The sequence below is a fragment of the Streptomyces sp. NPDC039609 genome, from assembly GCF_055596705.1.
Map to the genome: position 1 here is coordinate 134,889 of NZ_JBVIUJ010000001.1, position 17,600 is coordinate 152,488.

Here is a 17,600-nt window from a genome sequence, read left to right on the forward strand (position 1 = left end):
GTCGTGTGTCCCGCCGAAGTCCGAGCTGAATGGGTGAACCGACATGAGCGACCTGCTGGAGCGACTGCGTGGGCGTGGCTGGCGGATGACCTCGCAGCGGCGTGTCGTCGCGGAGGTGCTCGACGGCGACCATGTGCACCTCACGGCCGACGAGGTGCACGTCCGCGCGGCCCGACGGCTCCCCGAGATCTCCCGGGCGACGGTCTACAACACCCTGGGAGAGCTGGTCTCCCTCGGTGAGGTCATCGAGGTCTCCACCGAAGGCCGCGCCAAGCGGTACGACCCGAACGCCCACCAGCCGCACCAGCACCTCGTCTGCGCCGGCTGCGGCACCATCCGTGACGTCCACCCGACCGGCGATCTCCTGGCCGACCTCCCGGCGGAGGAGCGGTTCGGCTTCGCGGTGTCCGAGGTCGAGGTCACCTACCGAGGGCTGTGCCCCTCCTGCGCCTAGCCTGCCCGAGGCCGCCTCAGCCCGTGCGCAGCTCCTCGATCACCGGTCCGAATGTCTCCATGGCGTTGTCCATGACGGTGACGTACGAGAATCCGTACCGCTCGCGCTGCTCGCGCAGCTGGTCGGCGATCTCCCGCACGCTGCCGACGACGAGCAACGGGAGCTCCAGCACCTGTTCCTCGCTCAGATGGGACACGTACGGCATGAACTCGGCCACCGCCGCCGCCCGGTCGTCGGTCACGACGACTCGCTGAAGGAGCAGATTCAGCTCGGCCGGAGCGACGCGGTCGGCCTCCTTCTCGAAGCGGCGGTACGTGGCCACCCGCTCGTCCATCTCCTCGGGGGACAGGACCTCCACGCGGCCGGCCTCGGTGCGTCCGCCGGTGAACGCCATGACGTCGGCGTGGCGGGCGGCGAGACGCAGCACGCGGTCGCCGTTGCCTCCGATCAGCAGCGGCGGGCGATTCCCGTCCTCGGCGCCCAGGATCCGGTCCAACTCATCGACGGTACGGGTGAGATGGTCGACCCTCCGGCCCGGCGGGAGAAAGTCGATCCCCGCCCGCTCGTGCTCTTCGCGCACATAGCCCGCACCCAGTCCCAGTTCCAGTCGGCCGCCGGTCAGGGCGTTCGTCGTGGTGACCTCGCGGGCCAGCAGCGTCGGATTCCAGAAGCCCGCGTTCAGTACGAAGGTCCCCACGCGCGGCCGCGTCGTGGCCTCGGCGGCGGCCACCAGGGCGGGGAAGGGGGCGGGCATCCCCAGATGGTCCGGAACCAGGATCAGGTCGTAGCCCAGCTCCTCGGCGCGGCGGCAGCGTGCACGCCACTCCTCGCCGGTCCCGGGCGTCAGCATGGTGACCGCGAAGCGGAACGGTAATGCCATGGCGGCTCCCCTTGTCGGTGCTAGCGCACCGGCGCTAGCGTGGTCGTGTGGCCAAGACTCAGCTGAACGTCCGTGTGGACGAAACTACCGCCGACACAGCCCGTCGGCGGGCACAACAGCGCGGAGTGAGCGTCAACCGCTACATCGAGGAGCTCGTCCAGCAGGACGCGGGCGAGTCGGGGCGGGCCTTCGTGGAGGCGGCCGCCGACTTCATGAGGCAGTACGAGGGCGTGTTCTCCGAGGAGTTCGGCTCGGAGCGTGACCTCACCGCATGAGCCTCACGGTCGACATCTCCTGGCTGCTCATGGTCGCCGAACACCAGACGCCCGGCGACCCCCAGGTCACCGACTGGGGCGCGCTCGTCGCCGCGGTCGGCCGGCACGACGCCGAGATCTTCGGCGTGCCCGTCTACAGCGACCCGCACGCCCGCGCCGCCGCCCTGCTCCAACTCCTCCTGCACATCCCGGCCTTGGAGCACTCCAACGCGATGTTCGCCTCGGCCGTGGCCTACGGCTATCTCGTCGCCAGCGGTCTGAAGGTCGTCACCTCGCCCGAACAGGTCCGTGATCTGGCCCGCCTGGTCAAGAAGGGCGAGGCCGACGTCCGCGTCATCGCCGCCGAGCTGCGTCAGTGGAGCCGCTGAGCCGAGAGCGGCGGCGCCGAGCCGAGAGGGGCCCTGGGGCGACAGCCCCTCAGATCCGTCGTGCCGAGCCCAACACGCAGTACGAGGAGGGGAGTCGGGTCCCCTTCTCCGGCACGGTGAACCGGCGGTAGGTGATCGGTTCAAATCCCGCCGCCTCGACCGCCGCCAGCGGATCGCGCGCCGTGTGACAGCCGCCGAACAGCAGCGGCCAGACCGTGCGGTCCAGGGCGCGCTGCGCCCGGGCCATTCCGGGAGACGGTGCCAACCCGTGCTCGAAGAAGCGCAGTTCGGCACCCGGGCGCAGCACGCGGTGCAGCTCGGCGAGCGCGCGCGGCACATCCCGTACGGTGCACAGCACCAGGGAGGCCACCGCCGCGTCGAACGCCTCGCTCTTCACCGGCAGCGCCTCCGCCGCACCCGGCACCACATCCACCGGCACATCGGCGCGCAGGGCGGCATCGGCCGCCAACGTCCGCAGATGGCGTTCGGGTTCGATGGCCACGACCTCGGACACGGTGCCGGGATAGTGCGCGAAGTTCAGCCCGTTCCCGGCGCCGATCTCGATGACCCGACCCGACAGGCCGGTCAGCAACTCCGTACGAAGGGCGCCGATGCCGCCCTTCGTATCCGCGGAGACGCTGAACCGCGCGTAGAAGCGCGCGAAGAGGGGATGGTGGACGGCGTCCCGGGGGACCCGGGTGGAACGCGCGGACATACGCGGACCTCCTCCTCCGACGCTCGACGGCGCAGACACGGACGGACGGGAGGATTCTGCCCGCGTACCGCCCTTCTCAGCCCGACACGAAGCAGAACTCGTTGCCCTCGGGGTCACGCATCACCTGAAAGGCCCCTTGCGGGTCGGTGACGATGCCACCGACACGGGTCGCGCCGAGGGCGGTCGCCTCGTCGGCCGCCGCGTCCAGCTCGGGCGCCTCCAGATCCAGATGGAGCCGGTTCTTGACGACCTTGCCCTCGGGCACCTGCTGGAAGGCGATCCGTACAAAACCGGGCGGCTCGACGTACGACCAGTCGGGGCTCCGGTCGACCGGAGCCCCGCCGAGGAGCCCGGCCCAGAACCGCACCAGAGCCGCCGGATCGGCGCAGTCGAAAACGATCTCCGAAACGTGTGCGCGCATGGCTCCAGCTTACGGAGGTCAGGGCCGCGCGCTCGCGGTGAACCCCTCGGCGTCCCAGACGCCGCCGAGCGCCGGGGCCAGCCACTCGCCCGCGCGCGCCCGGAACGCGGCCGGATCGAGACCGCCCGCGCCCTCCGGTACGGCACCGAGCAGAGGCGCCCCGGCCATCTCCGGCAGTTCGGCCAGGTTGCAGCACGACGCCAGGTCCGGAACGGTCGGCCAGCTGCCGACGACGACGCCGAGCTGCTCGATGCCGCGTGCCGCGAGCGCCTCGGCGGTGAGCTGGGTGGTGTTGAGCGTGCCGAGCCCGGCGGGCACCACGACGAGCACCGGGGCGCCGAGCAGACGGGCCACGTCGGCGAGCGTGCCGCCGTCCTCGTCGAACCGGACCAGAAGCCCGCCCGCACCCTCCACCAGAACCAGATCGTGCTCGGTCGCCAGCTTCGCGGCCGCCTCGGCGACCTCCTCGGGCCCGACCGGCGCCATGCCCGCCCGCCGGGCGGCGGTGGCGGGCGCCAACGGCTCCGGGAACCGCGCCAGTTCGGCCGAGGTCCCCGCCCCGGAGAGCCGTACGACCTCGTCCGCGTCCCCGCGCTCGCCCGGTTCGAGACCGGTCTGGGCGGGCTTGAGCACGGCGACCGACCGGCCCTGGGCCGTGGCGACCGCGGCCACGGCGGCCGTCACGATCGTCTTGCCGATCTCCGTCCCCGAACCGCTGACGACGATGACGGTCATGATGTGTCGAGTCCTCTCTGAGCCCCCGCGCCCGTACGGGCGCGGGGTCGTCCGAAACGCCGGCCCGCATCCGGGCCCGATGGGCACCGACAGGGACCGGGTTTCCCTTGCTCCGGGCGCGGCCCGGTAGGTCAGCCCGCCACCGCGGCCGCGCGCACCGCGGCACAGATACGGGCCAGGTCCGCGTCGCCGGTCACGAACGGCGGCATCGTGTAGATCAGGTCGCGGAACGGCCGCAGCCACACGCCCGCCCGGACCGCCGCCTCGGTGGCCGCGGCCATGTCGACGTCGTGGTCGAGCTGGACGACACCGATGGCGCCGAGGACCCGCACATCCCGGACACCGGGCAGCGAGGCGGCCTCGGCGAGACCCGCGCGGAGCCCCGTCTCGATCCGTTTGACCTCCAGCGCCCAGTCCTGGGACATCAGCAGGTCGAGCGAGGCCAGGGCCACGGCCGAGGCCAGCGGGTTGCCCATGAACGTCGGCCCGTGCGCGAGCACCGGAACCTCGCCGAGCGAGATCCCCTCGGCGATCCGCGTCGTGCAGAGCGTCGCCGCCATCGACAGATAGCCGCCGGTCAGTGCCTTGCCCACACACATCACATCGGGCGAGATCCCGGCGTGGTCGGCGCCGAACAGCGTGCCCGTGCGGCCGAACCCGGTCGCGATCTCGTCGAAGATCAGGAGCACACCGTGCTCGTCGCACGCCTCACGCAGGACGCGCAGGTAGTCGGGCGAGTGGAACCGCATCCCTCCCGCGTTCTGCACCACCGGCTCCACGATCACCGCGGCGATCTCGTCCGCGTGGAGCGCGATCTGCTCCCGCAGCATCTCCGCGTACGACTCCTCGTACGCGGTGGGCGGCGCGTCCACGAACACCTGCTGCTGGAGCACGCCCGACCACAGCTGATGCATCCCGCCCTCGGGGTCGCACAGCGACATCGGCTGCCAGGTGTCACCGTGGTAGCCGCCGCGCCAGGTCAGCATCCGCTGCTTCTCGGGCCGGCCCACCGAGCGCCAGTACTGCAGACACATCTTGGCCGCGACCTCGACGGAGACCGAACCGGAGTCGCTGAGGAAGACATGCTGGAGCGGTGCGGGGGTGATCTCCACCAGACGGGTGGCGAGCCGGACCGCCGGCTCGTGGGTGAGCCCGCCGAACATGACATGGCTCATCCGGTCCAGTTGGCCGTGCGCCGCCTCGTTGAGCACGGGGTGGTTGTAGCCGTGGATCGCCGACCACCACGAGGACATGCCGTCGATCAACTCGTCCTGGCCGTGCACGGGTTCGGCGAGCCGCAGCCGTACCCCGGACGCGGACGCGACGACCAGCGGGTCCGTACGGCCCGGCATGGGGGCGTACGGATGCCAGACGTGCGCCCGGTCCAGGGCGAGCAGTTCGTCGTTACGCATTCGGCGCGAGCTCCGTCCCGGCGCCGCGTCGACGAACGGCCACGAGGTCGGTGCGCGCTCCCGGCACGGCCTCGGCGGCGGGCTCCGCCTCCGGGGCCGCCTCCGCCGCCGGCGCGTGGCCCCCGCACGGCCCACAGCCGCCGCCCGCCTCGGCGTGCGAACCGCAGCCCGCACCCGCCTCGGCCTGCGAACCGCAGCCGGACGAAGCCGCGGAGCCGCACCCACCGGCCGCACCCGCCGCCGCGAGCGCGTCCGCGCGGTGCTTCGGCAGCGTCGTCGTGCCCGCGCCCTCCACCTCGAAGCCCGCGTCCGCGATCATGTCGAGGTCCGCCTGACCGGCCTGGCCCTCGCTCGTCAGATAGTCGCCGAGGAAGATCGAGTTCGCGATGTTCAGCGCGAGCGGCTGCATCGAGCGCAGGTGCACCTCGCGCCCGCCCGCGATCCGGACCTCCACATCCGGGCAGACGAACCGGACCATCGCCAGGATCCGCAGGCAGCGCTGCGGGGTGAGGTTCCACTCCTTCGCGAGCGGAGTGCCCTCGAACGGGATCAGGAAGTTCACCGGCACCGAGTCCGAGTCGAGGTCGCGCAGCGCGTAGACGACGTCGACCAGGTCCTCGTCGCTCTCACCCATGCCCGCGATCAGACCGGAGCAGGCCGACAGACCGGCGGCGTGCGCCTTCTGCACGGTGTCCACCCGGTCCTGGTACGTGTGGGTGGTCGTGATCTCTCCGTACGTCCCCTCGGACGTGTTCAGGTTGTGGTTGTACGCGTCGGCGCCGGCCTCGCGCAGCCGCTCCGCCTGGCCGTCCGAGAGCAGACCGAGGCACGCGCAGACCTCGACGCCCTCGTTCTGCTCCTTGATCGCCTCGATGGTCTTGCCGACCCGGTCCACGTCCCGGTCCGTCGGCCCACGGCCGCTCGCCACCAGACAGACCCGCTTCGCACCGCCCGCGACACCGGCGGCGGCCGCCTGGGAGGCCTCGTCCGGCTTCAGCCAGGTGTACTTGAGGATCCCGGCGGTCGAGCCGAGCCGCTGGGAACAGTACGAGCAGTCCTCCGGGCACAGCCCGGACTTCAGATTGACCAGGTAGTTCAGTTTCACCCGACGCCCGAACCACTGGCGGCGCACCTTGCCGGCCGCGGCCACCACATCGAGCAGTTCGTCGTCGGAGGTCGCCAGCACGGCGAGCGCTTCTTCACGGCTCGGCAGCTCGCGCCGCAGCCCCTTCTCCACCAGCGTGTTCAGCAGGTCCATAAGGGCTGATCCTCGCCTACCGCACACCTCGCGGCCAAGGAGGATCTGAACAAACGAGGCCGTTTGAGGTGTGTGCATGGCCACACCCTGACCTCGGCCCCGGGCGGCTAGGGTCTGTGCGCTGCCTACAAAAGGATCTGCCCCATGCATCGGGACGAGGACACGCGCGGGACGGCGTTCGACTGGACCGACGCCGAGGCGCGCCGCCGCGAGCGGGCGGGGCTCGTCCGCACGCTCAGGCCCCGCGCCGCCGAATCGGACCTGCTCGACCTGGCGAGCAACGACTACCTCGGACTGACCCGCCGGCCGGAGATCACGGAGGCGGCGGCCGAGGCGGCACGCCGCTGGGGCGCGGGCGCCACCGGCTCGCGCCTCGTCACCGGCACCACCCGGCTGCACACCCGCCTGGAGCGCGAACTCGCCGAGTTCTGCGGCTTCGAGGCGGCCCTCGTCTTCTCCTCCGGCTACACCGCCAACCTCGCCGCGCTGACCGCGCTGAGCGGCCGCGACTCGCTGATCGTCTCGGACGCGGGCAACCACGCCTCGATCGTCGACGGCTGCCGGCTCTCGCGCGCCGAGACGGCCGTGGTCCCGCACGCCGACCCCGAAGCGGTTCGCAAGACCCTGCGCGCCCATGAGGGCCGCCGGGCCCTCGCCGTCACCGACTCCGTCTTCTCCGTGGACGGCGACAAGGCGCCACTGACCGAGATCGCCGACGCCTGTCGCGCCCACGGCGCCGCGCTCGTCGTGGACGACGCCCACGGCCTGGGCGTACTCGGCGACGGCGGCCGGGGTGCCCTGGCCGCAGCGGGTCTCGCCGGTGACGAGGACGTCGTCGCCACCCTGACCCTCTCCAAGTCGCTCGGCAGCCAGGGCGGCGCCGTCCTCGGGCCCGCCCGGGTCGTCGAGCACCTGGTCAACGCGGCCCGGACGTTCATCTTCGACACCGGTCTCGCGCCGGCCGCCGCGGGCGCCGCCCTCGCGAGCCTGCGGCTGATCGACGGAGAGCCCGGCCTCGCCGAGCGCGCGCGTACCGTCGCCACCACGCTGCACCGGATGCTCACCGAGGCCGGACTGACCGCCGTCCGCCCGGACGCGGCGGTCGTCTCGGTGCGCGCCCCCTCGCCCGAGGCCGCGCTGCGGTGGGCGGCCGACTGTCGCGAACTGGGCCTCGCCGTGGGCTGCTTCCGGCCCCCGTCGGTCCCGGACGGCATCTCCCGGCTGCGCCTGACGGCACGCGCCGATCTGACGGATGCGCAGATCGACCGGGCGGTGGAGACGATCGTGCGCACCGCGCCTCCGGCTCTCTGAACCGCAGCAGCCCGGCCGCCCAAATACGGTCTCCCGTAGCAGAGTTCACCGCTTCGAGCGACAAATATGCACATATCTTGGTGGATCGCCATACAGGGCGGCACCATCGGTGGCACTCTGACGCGTAGCGCAATCCGGGCCGGGCCCGGTGGGAAAGGGACAGCGTCGCCATGGCAGACCACCAGGAAGCAACCGTCACTCTGCCGAGCGATCCCGCCTCGGTCTCCGCCGCCCGCAGATATGTCGCCGACACCCTGACCGGCTGGGGGCTCGCCGAGGTCGGCGACACCGCCGACACCGTCCGGTTGATCGTCTCGGAACTGGCCACCAACGCCGTCCAGCACACCTTCGGGCAGTCGCCCACCTTCACCGTCGACGTCCGTCTGGAGCGCGAGGAACAGCTCCACATCGGCGTTACGGACAGCCACCCCCGCTGGCCGAAGCGGCTCCCGGCCGCCGTGCAGCAGGACAACGGCCGGGGGATGGTCATTATCCGCTTCCTGACCGCCGAGGCGGGCGGCCGGCTCTCGGTCACCCCGACCAGCGAGGGCGGCAAGACGGTCTGGATCAACCTCCCCTGGACCGCCGCCCCGCACCAGGCGCTCGCTCCTCAGCCGGCCGGCTCCTGAGGGGTGTCCTGCCGGGTCGGGCTCGTGTGCCCTGACACGCACACCCCCTAGCCCCGGGCGAACCCGCCCCGAAGGAGCGCCCGCAGGGACCGCGCCGCCGGACCCGACTCCTCACCGCGATGCGCCACCGAGATCGTCCGGCGGAACGACGTCGGCTCCAGCGCCCGTACACCCAGCGGCGACGCCGCCATCGTGGCGACCATCTCCGGCACCACCGCCACTCCGAGCCCCGCGCTGACCAGCGCGCACACCAGGGCGTACCCGGGCGTCCGGCACACGACCGACGGGGTCGCGCCGGCCCGGGCGAGTGCGCCCTCCACACCCCGCCTCGGTGGATGGTCCGGCGCGCTGCTGATCAACGGCTGCCCGGCGAGCTCGGCGATCGGCAGCCGCCCCGAACCCTCCGCCAGCGCATGGCCCGGCGCCGTGACCAGGACCAACTCCTCGACCAGCAGGGGCTCCAGCGCGACCCCCGGCGGCGGCGGAGCGGGCTCCGCGGGCTCGTAGGTGTGGGTGAGTGCCAGATCGACCTCGCCCTCCGCCACCGCAGCCACCCCGCCCGGCGGCTCGTACTCGGCGACGGTCAGCTCCACGTTCGGATGGGCCCGGCGGAACGCGCTCAGGACCGGTGGCAGCAGATGGATCCCGACGGTGGTGAAGGTACCGACCCGGAGCTGCCCGCCGGAGAGCCCGCTGAGCTGCGCCAGCTCGTGACGCGCCTGCTCCATCTCGTCCAGGACCCGGCGTGCGCGGGTGACGAGTAGTTCACCCGCGGGAGTCAGCCGCGCGCCCCGATGGTGCCGGACGAGGAGCGCGGCGCCCGCCTCCCGTTCCAGTTTGGCGAGCTGCTGCGAGAGCGCGGGCGGGGTGTAGCCGAGCCGGGTGGCGGCCCGGGTGATCGAGCCGTCCTCGGCGACCGCCACCAGCGCCGCGAGTCGCACCAGATCCTGCATAAAGGATTCCTTTGGCCAGACCCAGAAGATCGTGTCTCCACACTAAAGGCTCGCGGCGGGCACGCTGGGGTCATGGACGGACAGCTGATCGCCTTCATCGGGGTCGCGGCCGGCATGGTGGCCATGCCGGGCGCGGACTTCACCGTCGTCGTACGCAGCGCTCTCGCCTCCCGGCGGGCCGGGGTGGCCAGTGCCGTCGGGGTGGCGGGCGGCCTCCTGGTGCACACCGCCCTCGCGGTGGCGGGGCTCGCGGCCGTGCTGATCGCCGTACCTGTGCTCTACCGCGTCCTGCAGATCGCCGGCGGCGTGTACGTCCTCCACCTCGGCGTGCAGGCGTTGCGCGGCGCGCTGCGGGCGACGGGGGAGCTGTCGCCCGACACCGCGGGCGAGGCGAAGGTCTCCCGCGCGCTCCGGCAGGGCTTCCTGGCCAATGTGCTGAACCCGAAGGCACCCGTGCTGTTTCTGAGTCTGCTGCCGCAGTTCGTGCCGGACGGTGTCGCGGTCGTGCCGCGCACGCTGTTGCTCGCGTCGATCGTCGTGCTGCTCGCCCTGCTGTGGTTCCCCCTGGTGGCCGTCCTGGTGGACCGCCTGGGCCACTGGCTGCGTCGTCCGCGGACGGCCAGGACCGTACAGGGGGTGACGGGCGGCGCGCTCGCCGCCCTGGGGCTGACCCTGCTGACGGCTCCCCTCGCGGGGAACTGAGGCCGGTGCGAGAGGATGCGGCGGCGCCACCGCACCCGCGTGACGGCATCGTTCAGCCCGTCATGAGGTCAGCAGGTCACTCGGTCATCGGACCCGGCCGTAGTAGACCTTGGACGACCAGATCCGGTCGAGCTTCACCCAGGAGCCCGTCTTCGGCGAGTGCCAGATCTTGTTGCCCCCGGCGTAGATGCCCACGTGGTACACCCGTCCACCCGAGTGGAAGAAGACCAGGTCACCCTTCTGCCGACTGGAGGCGGAGATGTGCCGGGTCTTGTTGTACTGCTGCTGCGCGGTGCGGGGCAGCGACTTGCCCGCCTTCTTGTACGAGTAGAGCGTGAGCCCCGAGCAGTCGAACCGGGAGGGGCCGGCCGCTCCGTACCTGTAGGGCGATCCCTTCTTGGCCACCGCGACGCTCAGCGCCTTGCCGGCGTGCGCGGTCGCGGCCTGGGCCTCCGACGTGACGCCCGGCGCCAGCATCGTGCCGCCGACGGTGGCGAGGGTGAGAGCCGAGGCGGCTCCGGCCCGGGACAGCAGGGACGGGACATGAATCTGCGCGCTCATGCGCAACCCTTCGTCAGCCGCCTGTGAAGGATGACCTGTCGGGTTCGGACTGGCGAAGTTGCCCGGCCGCGGCTGCGGCTTCACCCCGAGGAACGGCCCCACTGCTCGGTCGTCCCGTACTGCTCGGGTCCTCCACTCCTGCCGATCCACTCCTGTCGACCAGACATCCGGGACAGCGGCAGGACTCGGCGTCCGCCCGGACCGCCCCGCCGCGGTGGCGGGGGCTTGTCGTCGTGAGGGATCTTGACCCACATTCATGGCGAAATCCGAGTTGAAACGACGCTTTGTGAGGCTCCTCACGACTGATCCGTTCGGGTGGACAGGCATGTTTCGTGATCTTCTGAGGTTTGGTCGACGAGCCGCGTACCAGGGGAGAAACACCCGATTCCGCCAGATGCGTACACCTGTTGCGCAACTCACCCCGCACATATGTCGATTCGTCGACTACGCCGAACGGGGGAGGATTTCTATGGTCGTGATACCTCTAGTGGACCTCGACACGACACGCGGATGTGTCAACTCGCGCGGGTTCCGGGCACGGTGACGCGCTCGGCGCGGCGCTCTCCGTCCAACACCCGCAGTGCGCGCGCCAATGTCTCCGCGTGCACGTCGGTCTCACCGCGCACATGCATCACCGTCAAGGCGTCGCGCAGGGCGGTCGCCCGCCCCACCAGGGCCTGAGCCGCTCGCAACGCCCCATAGGTATGCAAGGTTCTGGATGGATTGATGCGCCCCAGGAGATCGACGATTTCGAGATAGGCGTCGACGAACTCGCCCTCGGCGCGCGTCAGCGCGGGCAGCGGCGGCAGCTCGGGAACCATCCCCGGCTCACCTCGCCCCGGCGCCGCCGGACGCCCCACGGTTTTGAATCACATGATCCACCAGGCCGTACGCGGTGGCGGCCGGCGCGTCGAGGATCGTGGTGCGGTCGATGTCGGCGTCGATCCGCTCGCGATCCCGTCCGGTGTGGGTGGCCAGCATCCCGGCCACCATCGCACGCAGCCGGATCAATTCCCGTGCCTGGATGTCGAGATCGCTGGGCTGCCCCTGCAACGGCTCGTCCATCGTGGGCTGCTGGAGCACCACCCGGGCACCGGGCAGCGCGAGCCGCTTCCCGGGCGCGCCGGCCGCGAGCAGCACGGCGGCGGTGGATGCGGCCTGGCCGAGGCAGGTGGTCTCCACGTCGCAGGTGACGACCTGCATCGTGTCGTAGATCGCGGACATCGCGGTGAGCGAACCGCCGGGTGAGTTGATGTAGAGCGAGATGTCCCGGTCCGGGTCGGCGTACTCCAGGTGCAGGAACTGGGCGATGACGTCGTTGGCCGAGGTCTCGTCGATCGGTGTGCCGAGGAAGATGATCCGCTCCTCGAGCAGCTTGGAGTACGGGTCGAGCGTCCGACTGCCGAAGCTGGTGCGCTCGGTGAACTCGGGAAGGACGTAGCGGGCATCCATGGGCGGCCTCCTTGTTCCCTTAAAATGTACAGGACGTACATTCCGTAAGATGAGGAGCATGGCCTATGAGATTCCGGTGACGCAAGCACGCGCAGAGCTCGCCGACCTGATCAACCGCGTGGTGTACGGCAACGAGCGAGTCGTCGTGACCCGGCACGGCAAGCCGCTCGTGGCGCTGGTCTCCGCCGCTGACCTGGAGAAACTCGAAGCGGGGCAGGAGGCCGCCGAGGAACAGGTGGTCAGCTCCGTCTCCACCGTCCGTACCCTCACGTCCGCTCCGGGTGAACAGAGCCGCTTCGGCATCGCGGCCCGCCACCGCGCCCCGGGTACTCCTGACGCATGAGAAAGCCGCGTGCCCCCGTCCGCTACAGCGGGGGCACGCGGCCGTTCGAGAAGGCCGTGCGGAAACGGCACGCAAGAAGGTCGTGCGGAATCGGCGTACAAGGAACGTCGTACGGGCGCGGCGTAACGTGAAGGTCGTACGGGAACGTCGTACGAGAACGGGTGTCAGCCCACCGGTGCCGGTTCGGGGGCCGGGGTCTGTGCCTGCGTGCCCGCCGCCCGCTCGCGCGGCCCGCCGAGCAGCAGCGCGGCCAGACCGGCCACCGCCCATATGCCAAGGACCAGCAGCGGACCGCCCGCCCCGCCGCCGTCGAAGAAGGCGACCGAGCGCAGTGCCGAGCCGCCCGCGCCCGGCGGCAGCCACTGGCCGAGCGCGCCGGCCGGGGCCGGCAGCAGTTCGGGTGCGCTCGCCACACCCGAGAACGGGTTGCCGACCAGGACCATCAGGAGTGCCCCGAGCCCGAGACCGGGCTTGCCGAAGAGCGTGGCGAGCCCCGCGAGCGTCGCACCGATGGCGAGGACGGTCAGCGCGAGGACGCCGGCCTCCGCCCACCAGTCACCGGTGAGCGCCCCGAGCCAGCTGTGGCCGAGTGCGGTGCCGACGATGCCGGCGAGTGCGGCCGCGCCCGTCAGAGCGAGGGCCGCCCGGGTGCGGCGCAGGCCGAGGATCGTGACCAGGACGCCGGAGGCCACGCCGGCCAGGATCAGGGGGAACAGGCTCGACCCGAACGCGCTGCCGCGCGGATCGCTCGCCGGTGCCGGGACGACGTCGGTCACCTTCATCGGGGTGCCGGCCGGGGCCTGGGCGCTGACGGCCTCGCGCAGCAGTCCGGCGACGACCGGGCTCGCGGCGGAAGCGGTCAGCAGTTCGGGGCCCTGCGGCGTGACGATCACCGCGCCGTATACGACCCGGTCCTCGATCGCGGCACGGGCGGCGGCCTCGGAGGCGTAGCGGTGGACCTCGAAGGCCCCGTCGTGCTCGGTGAGGCGCTGCTCCAGGGTGGCGGTGGCGGTGGCGGGCCCCGCGACACCGATCGGCAGGTCGCGCGGGGCGATCCGGGCGGCGGGCCAGGCGAAGGCCGACAGGGCCAGGGCCACGACCACGGGGATCAACACCATCACCGCGAGGGTCTTGCGGGTGGCGGTGGCAGACATGACGTACTCGATTCAAAGAGAAGGATCGTTCGTTTTACGTGAGGGGCTCACTGTCTCTCCGGGGTGGTCGCTTGTCAAGAATGAATGTTCGTTTTAGATTTCGGTCATGGCTCGCGTCTCCCAGGAACACCTCGACGCCCGCCGCCGTCAGATCCTCGACGGCGCCGCGCGCTGCTTTGCCCGCAACGGCTTCCACGCCACGTCGATGGCGGACGTGCTGGCCGAGGTCGGCCTGTCGGCCGGCGCCGTCTACCGCTACTTCCGCGGCAAGGACGAGCTGATCGCGGCTATCGCGGCGGAGGCGTTCGCCGGTATCCGCGGCGCCTTCGAGGAGGCGTCCCGGGCCACCCCGCCGCCCACCCCCGACGTCCTGCTCGGCGCCGTCATGCGGATCTTCCTGGAGGAACGCATCCCGGGCGGGGACCGTCAGGCCTTCGCGCGGCTCATCATCCAGGTCTGGTCCGAGACGCTGCGCGACGAGCACCTGTTCCGGACCCTCGCCGCCGGTTACGACGGGATGCGCGAGGCGTGGACGACGCTCGTCGAGGCGTACCGGGCCAACGGCCTGATGCGCGCCGACGTCCCCGCCGACCATGTGGCCCGGACCATGATCGCCACCGCGCAGGGCTTCATCGCCCAGCAGGCGCTCTTCGGGAACGTCGAGGTCCGCGTCCTCGAGGACGGGCTGCGGGCGCTGATGTCCATGGAGACGCAAAGCCGGAGTTAACGCGCCGGAAAAACTTCCGCCCTAACGTGCAATGTCTGGCCCAGCAGCCCGTCGCCGCAGTTCAACAGCATGTTGAAGATCGGTAACGTCCGCTGCTGTCCGGGAGAGACCGCCCGGTGGACGACTGTGAGGTGGAAGCGTGCAACTGACCCCGCACGAGCAGGAACGGCTGCTCATCCATGTGGCGGCGGACGTGGCCGAGAAGCGCAGAGCACGCGGAGTGAAGCTCAACCACCCCGAGGCCGTCGCCCTGATCACCACGCACATCCTGGAAGGCGCCCGCGACGGCCGCACCGTCGCGGAGCTCATGGCCTCCGGCCGCAAGGTCCTCACCCGGGACGACGTCATGCTCGGGATCCCCGAGATGATCCACGACGTCCAGGTCGAGGCGACCTTCCCCGACGGCACCAAGCTCGTCACCGTCCATGACCCGATCGTGTGACGGGGGAGTACCGCCGATGATTCCCGGAGAAGTCCTTTTCGGTGAAGGGGCCGTCGCCCTCAACGAGGGCCGGTCCGTCACCCGCCTCACCGTCCTGAACGCCGCCGACCGGCCCGTCCAGGTCGGCTCCCACTACCACTTCGCCGAGGCCAATCCCGGTCTGGAGTTCGACCGAGCCGCCGCGCGCGGGCAGCGGCTGCACATCGCCGCCGGTACCGCCGTGCGTTTCGAGCCCGGCATCCCGGTCGAGATCGAACTCGTACCGCTGCGGGGTCACCGCGTCGTCCCCGGACTGCGCGGAGAGACCGCGGGGCCGCTCGACACCCTCGCGGGACCGCTCGACGCGTCCGCCGCCGAGACCGTGGGAACGCGGGAGAAGCCGGCCGCCGACGCCGAGGAGGCCGACCGTGCCTGAGCTGCATCGCGCCGTGTACGCCGATCTGTTCGGCCCCACCACCGGCGACCGTATCCGGCTGGCCGACACCGACCTGCTCGTCGAGATCGAGGAGGACCGATCCGGCGGACCCGGCCGCGCCGGCGACGAGGCCGTCTTCGGCGGGGGCAAGGTCATCCGTGAGTCCATGGGCCAGGCCCGTACGACCCGTGCCGAAGGCGCGCCCGACACCGTCGTGACCGGCGCCGTGATCATCGACCACTGGGGCGTCGTCAAGGCCGACATCGGCATCCGCGACGGCCGGATCACCGCCCTGGGCAAGGCCGGAAACCCCGACACCATGGACGGGGTCCACCCCGATCTGGTCATCGGTCCCGAGACCGAAGTGATCGTCGGCAACGGGAAGATCATGACGGCGGGCGCCATCGACGCCCATGTCCACTTCATCTCGCCCACGGTCGTCGAGCAGGCGCTCGCCACGGGCGTCACCACCCTCGTCGGGGGCGGTACCGGGCCGGCCGAGGGCACCAAGGCCACCACCATCACCCCCGGTCCCTGGCATCTCGCCCGGATGTTCGAGGCGCTCGACACCTTCCCCGTCAACATCGGACTGCTCGGCAAGGGCAACACGATGTCCAGGGAAGCCATGCACTCCCAACTGCGGGGCGGTGCGCTCGGGTTCAAGATCCACGAGGACTGGGGGGCGACCCCGGCCGTCATCGACGCCTGCCTGAGCGTCTGCGAGGAGACCGGAGCTCAACTCGCCATCCACACCGACACCTTGAACGAGGCGGGGTTCGTCGACGACACCCTCGCCGCGATCGCCGGCCGCACGGTCCACGCGTACCACACCGAAGGCGCCGGAGGCGGGCACGCCCCCGACATCATCACCGTCGTGTCCGAGCCGTACATACTGCCCAGCTCGACCAATCCGACTCGGCCGCACACCGTCAACACCATCGAGGAACACCTCGACATGCTGATGGTCTGTCACCACCTCAACCCGGCAGTCCCCGAGGACCTCGCCTTCGCCGAGTCCCGTATCCGCCCCTCGACGATCGCCGCAGAGGACGTCCTGCACGACCTCGGTGCCATCTCGATCATCTCCTCGGACTCGCAGGCCATGGGGCGCGTCGGCGAGGTGATCATGCGCACCTGGCAGACGGCGCATGTGATGAAGAGGCGCCGCGGCGCGCTTCCCGGCGACGGCCGCGCGGACAACCACAGGGCCCGTCGCTATGTCGCCAAGTACACGATCAACCCGGCCGTCGCCCAGGGGATGGACCACCTCATCGGTTCGGTCGAGCCCGGCAAACTCGCGGACCTCGTGCTCTGGGACCCGGCGTTCTTCGGGGTGAAGCCGCAGACCGTGCTCAAGGGCGGCCAGATCGCCTACGCGCAGATGGGTGACGCCAACGCCTCCATCCCCACCCCGCAGCCCGTCCTGCCCCGCCCCATGTTCGGTGCGCTCGGCAAGGCCGCGGCGGCCGGCTCGTTCAACTTCGTCGCCCAGGCGGCGATCGAGGACGACATCACCCAACGGATGGGTGTGAACAAGGAGTTCACGGCGATCGGCAACACCCGACGCGTCACCAAGGCGGACATGCGGGAGAACGACGCGCTGCCCCGGGTCGAGGTCGACGCCGACACCTTCACGGTCACGATCGACGGTGAGCCGGTCGAGCCCGCGCCCGCTGCCGAACTGCCCATGGCCCAGCGCTACTTCCTCTTCTGATGACGAGTCGCGCCGCCCTTCTCGTGCTCGCCGACGGGCGTTTCCCCGCCGGCGGGCACGCCCACTCCGGCGGGGCCGAGGCCGCGGTCAAGGCCGGCCGGATCACCGACGCGGCGAGCCTCGCCGCGTTCTGCCGGGGCCGGCTGCACACCAGCGGCCTCACCGCGGCGGCCCTCGCCGCCGCGGCCGCGCTCGGCCACGACCCGTACGCCCTCGACGCGGCCGCCGACGCCCGCACCCCCTCGCCCGCCCTGCGCGCCGCCGGCCGCAAGCTGGGCCGGCAGATGATGCGGGCCGCCCGAGCCGCCTGGCCCTGCCCCGAACTCGACGCGCTGGCCGCCGCGTTCCCGCGCGGCGCCCACCAGCCCGTCGTCCTCGGCGTCGCCGCCCGCGCCGCCGGGCTCGGCCCCGAGGACGCCGCACACTGCGTCGCGTACGAGACCGTCAGCGGCCCCGCCACCGCCACGGTGCGGCTGCTGAGCCTGGACCCCTTCCAGGCCACCGCCGTCCTCGCCCGCCTCGCCCCCGCCATGGACCGGGTCGCCGAGGAAGCCGCCGCCGCGGCCCGGCAGGGCATCGACGCCCTGCCCGCCGCCTCCGCGCCCCTTCTCGACATCACCGCCGAGCAGCACGCGTCCTGGCCCGTCCGCCTCTTCGCATCCTGAGAACCACTGGAGCC

At 71.4% G+C, this 17,600-nt stretch carries 23 protein-coding genes and 1 riboswitch; of the genes, 12 read left to right on the plus strand and 11 right to left on the minus strand.

Translation table 11 applies throughout. The features are described 5' to 3' along the window. The first annotated feature begins 43 nt into the window (after positions 1–43). A complete protein-coding gene (locus tag ACZ561_RS00645) occupies positions 44–454 on the plus strand; it encodes a Fur family transcriptional regulator (RefSeq protein ID WP_383552532.1) in 411 nt (136 codons plus the stop codon). A 16-nt stretch (positions 455–470) separates the two neighbouring features. Here ACZ561_RS00645 and ACZ561_RS00650 read toward each other — a convergent pair whose 3' ends face one another. Continuing rightward, entirely contained in the window at positions 471–1,334 is an 864-nt protein-coding gene (locus tag ACZ561_RS00650) for an LLM class F420-dependent oxidoreductase (protein WP_470987817.1), read from the minus strand. Between the two features lie 47 nt (positions 1,335–1,381). Here ACZ561_RS00650 and ACZ561_RS00655 point away from each other — a divergent pair, with 47 nt between their 5' ends. Together ACZ561_RS00655 and ACZ561_RS00660 are read left to right on the plus strand one after the other, a co-directional pair. Then, entirely contained in the window at positions 1,382–1,609 is a 228-nt protein-coding gene (locus tag ACZ561_RS00655) for an antitoxin (RefSeq protein ID WP_470987820.1), read from the plus strand. Continuing rightward, positions 1,606–1,977, plus strand: a complete 372-nt coding sequence (locus tag ACZ561_RS00660) for a fic family toxin-antitoxin system, toxin component (RefSeq protein WP_376441973.1) — start codon at positions 1,606–1,608, stop codon at positions 1,975–1,977. The genes ACZ561_RS00655 and ACZ561_RS00660 overlap by 4 nt, the downstream gene beginning before the upstream one ends. A 49-nt stretch (positions 1,978–2,026) precedes the next feature. Here ACZ561_RS00660 and ACZ561_RS00665 read toward each other — a convergent pair whose 3' ends face one another. From ACZ561_RS00665 to bioB, 5 genes are all read right to left on the minus strand, one after another. Next, a complete protein-coding gene (locus ACZ561_RS00665) occupies positions 2,027–2,692 on the minus strand; it encodes a class I SAM-dependent methyltransferase (RefSeq protein WP_470987823.1) in 666 nt (221 codons plus the stop codon). 76 nt (positions 2,693–2,768) lie between these two features. Next, on the minus strand, positions 2,769–3,113 hold the full coding sequence (locus ACZ561_RS00670; protein ID WP_470987827.1) for a VOC family protein: 345 nt from the start codon (positions 3,111–3,113) through the stop codon (positions 2,769–2,771). Positions 3,114–3,131: 18 nt separating this feature from the next. Continuing rightward, positions 3,132–3,848, minus strand: a complete 717-nt coding sequence (bioD, locus tag ACZ561_RS00675) for a dethiobiotin synthase (protein WP_470987830.1) — start codon at positions 3,846–3,848, stop codon at positions 3,132–3,134. Positions 3,849–3,979: 131 nt separating this feature from the next. After that, positions 3,980–5,260 carry an adenosylmethionine--8-amino-7-oxononanoate transaminase gene (locus tag ACZ561_RS00680; RefSeq protein ID WP_470987832.1) on the minus strand — a complete coding sequence of 427 codons (1,281 nt, stop codon included), beginning with the start codon at positions 5,258–5,260 and terminating at the stop codon, positions 3,980–3,982. Then, the gene (bioB, locus tag ACZ561_RS00685) at positions 5,253–6,518 is read right to left on the minus strand and encodes a biotin synthase BioB (RefSeq protein ID WP_470987835.1); all 1,266 of its coding nucleotides are present in this window, start codon (positions 6,516–6,518) and stop codon (positions 5,253–5,255) included. The genes ACZ561_RS00680 and bioB overlap by 8 nt, the downstream gene beginning before the upstream one ends. A gap of 144 nt (positions 6,519–6,662) precedes the next feature. On the opposite strand from bioB, the gene ACZ561_RS00690 reads away from it, so the two are divergent. After that, positions 6,663–7,829, plus strand: a complete 1,167-nt coding sequence (locus ACZ561_RS00690) for an 8-amino-7-oxononanoate synthase (protein ID WP_470987837.1) — start codon at positions 6,663–6,665, stop codon at positions 7,827–7,829. 170 nt (positions 7,830–7,999) lie between these two features. Next, positions 8,000–8,458, plus strand: a complete 459-nt coding sequence (locus tag ACZ561_RS00695; protein ID WP_470987840.1) for an ATP-binding protein — start codon at positions 8,000–8,002, stop codon at positions 8,456–8,458. A gap of 47 nt (positions 8,459–8,505) precedes the next feature. On the opposite strand, the gene ACZ561_RS00700 is transcribed toward ACZ561_RS00695, so the two are convergent. After that, positions 8,506–9,411 carry a LysR family transcriptional regulator gene (locus ACZ561_RS00700; RefSeq protein WP_470987842.1) on the minus strand — a complete coding sequence of 302 codons (906 nt, stop codon included), beginning with the start codon at positions 9,409–9,411 and terminating at the stop codon, positions 8,506–8,508. Between the two features lie 72 nt (positions 9,412–9,483). Here ACZ561_RS00700 and ACZ561_RS00705 point away from each other — a divergent pair, with 72 nt between their 5' ends. Then, positions 9,484–10,113, plus strand: a complete 630-nt coding sequence (locus ACZ561_RS00705) for a LysE family translocator (protein ID WP_470987845.1) — start codon at positions 9,484–9,486, stop codon at positions 10,111–10,113. An 84-nt stretch (positions 10,114–10,197) separates the two neighbouring features. Here ACZ561_RS00705 and ACZ561_RS00710 read toward each other — a convergent pair whose 3' ends face one another. From ACZ561_RS00710 to ACZ561_RS00720, 3 genes are all read right to left on the minus strand, one after another. After that, positions 10,198–10,674, minus strand: coding sequence for a C40 family peptidase (locus ACZ561_RS00710; protein ID WP_470987847.1), 477 nt, complete (start codon positions 10,672–10,674; stop codon positions 10,198–10,200). Between the two features lie 3 nt (positions 10,675–10,677). After that, positions 10,678–10,850, minus strand: a riboswitch (cyclic di-AMP (ydaO/yuaA leader). A 339-nt stretch (positions 10,851–11,189) separates the two neighbouring features. After that, positions 11,190–11,495, minus strand: a complete 306-nt coding sequence (locus ACZ561_RS00715; protein WP_470987849.1) for a hypothetical protein — start codon at positions 11,493–11,495, stop codon at positions 11,190–11,192. Positions 11,496–11,502: 7 nt separating this feature from the next. Next, positions 11,503–12,126, minus strand: a complete 624-nt coding sequence (locus tag ACZ561_RS00720; RefSeq protein ID WP_470987852.1) for an ATP-dependent Clp protease proteolytic subunit — start codon at positions 12,124–12,126, stop codon at positions 11,503–11,505. Positions 12,127–12,184: 58 nt separating this feature from the next. On the opposite strand from ACZ561_RS00720, the gene ACZ561_RS00725 reads away from it, so the two are divergent. Beyond that, positions 12,185–12,469 carry a type II toxin-antitoxin system Phd/YefM family antitoxin gene (locus tag ACZ561_RS00725; protein ID WP_470987854.1) on the plus strand — a complete coding sequence of 95 codons (285 nt, stop codon included), beginning with the start codon at positions 12,185–12,187 and terminating at the stop codon, positions 12,467–12,469. 164 nt (positions 12,470–12,633) lie between these two features. Here ACZ561_RS00725 and ACZ561_RS00730 read toward each other — a convergent pair whose 3' ends face one another. After that, positions 12,634–13,623, minus strand: a complete 990-nt coding sequence (locus ACZ561_RS00730; RefSeq protein WP_470987857.1) for an ABC transporter permease — start codon at positions 13,621–13,623, stop codon at positions 12,634–12,636. Positions 13,624–13,729: 106 nt separating this feature from the next. Here ACZ561_RS00730 and ACZ561_RS00735 point away from each other — a divergent pair, with 106 nt between their 5' ends. From ACZ561_RS00735 to ACZ561_RS00755, 5 genes are all read left to right on the plus strand, one after another. Continuing rightward, entirely contained in the window at positions 13,730–14,350 is a 621-nt protein-coding gene (locus ACZ561_RS00735) for a TetR/AcrR family transcriptional regulator (protein WP_470987860.1), read from the plus strand. Between the two features lie 139 nt (positions 14,351–14,489). Then, positions 14,490–14,792, plus strand: a complete 303-nt coding sequence (locus tag ACZ561_RS00740; RefSeq protein ID WP_329123332.1) for an urease subunit gamma — start codon at positions 14,490–14,492, stop codon at positions 14,790–14,792. Positions 14,793–14,808: 16 nt separating this feature from the next. Continuing rightward, positions 14,809–15,207, plus strand: coding sequence for an urease subunit beta (locus tag ACZ561_RS00745; RefSeq protein WP_470987863.1), 399 nt, complete (start codon positions 14,809–14,811; stop codon positions 15,205–15,207). Then, the gene (locus tag ACZ561_RS00750; RefSeq protein WP_470987865.1) at positions 15,200–16,921 is read left to right on the plus strand and encodes an urease subunit alpha; all 1,722 of its coding nucleotides are present in this window, start codon (positions 15,200–15,202) and stop codon (positions 16,919–16,921) included. Before ACZ561_RS00745 ends, ACZ561_RS00750 begins: the two co-directional genes overlap by 8 nt. Beyond that, on the plus strand, positions 16,921–17,586 hold the full coding sequence (locus tag ACZ561_RS00755) for an urease accessory protein UreF (protein WP_470987868.1): 666 nt from the start codon (positions 16,921–16,923) through the stop codon (positions 17,584–17,586). Before ACZ561_RS00750 ends, ACZ561_RS00755 begins: the two co-directional genes overlap by 1 nt. Positions 17,587–17,600: the final 14 nt, after the last annotated feature.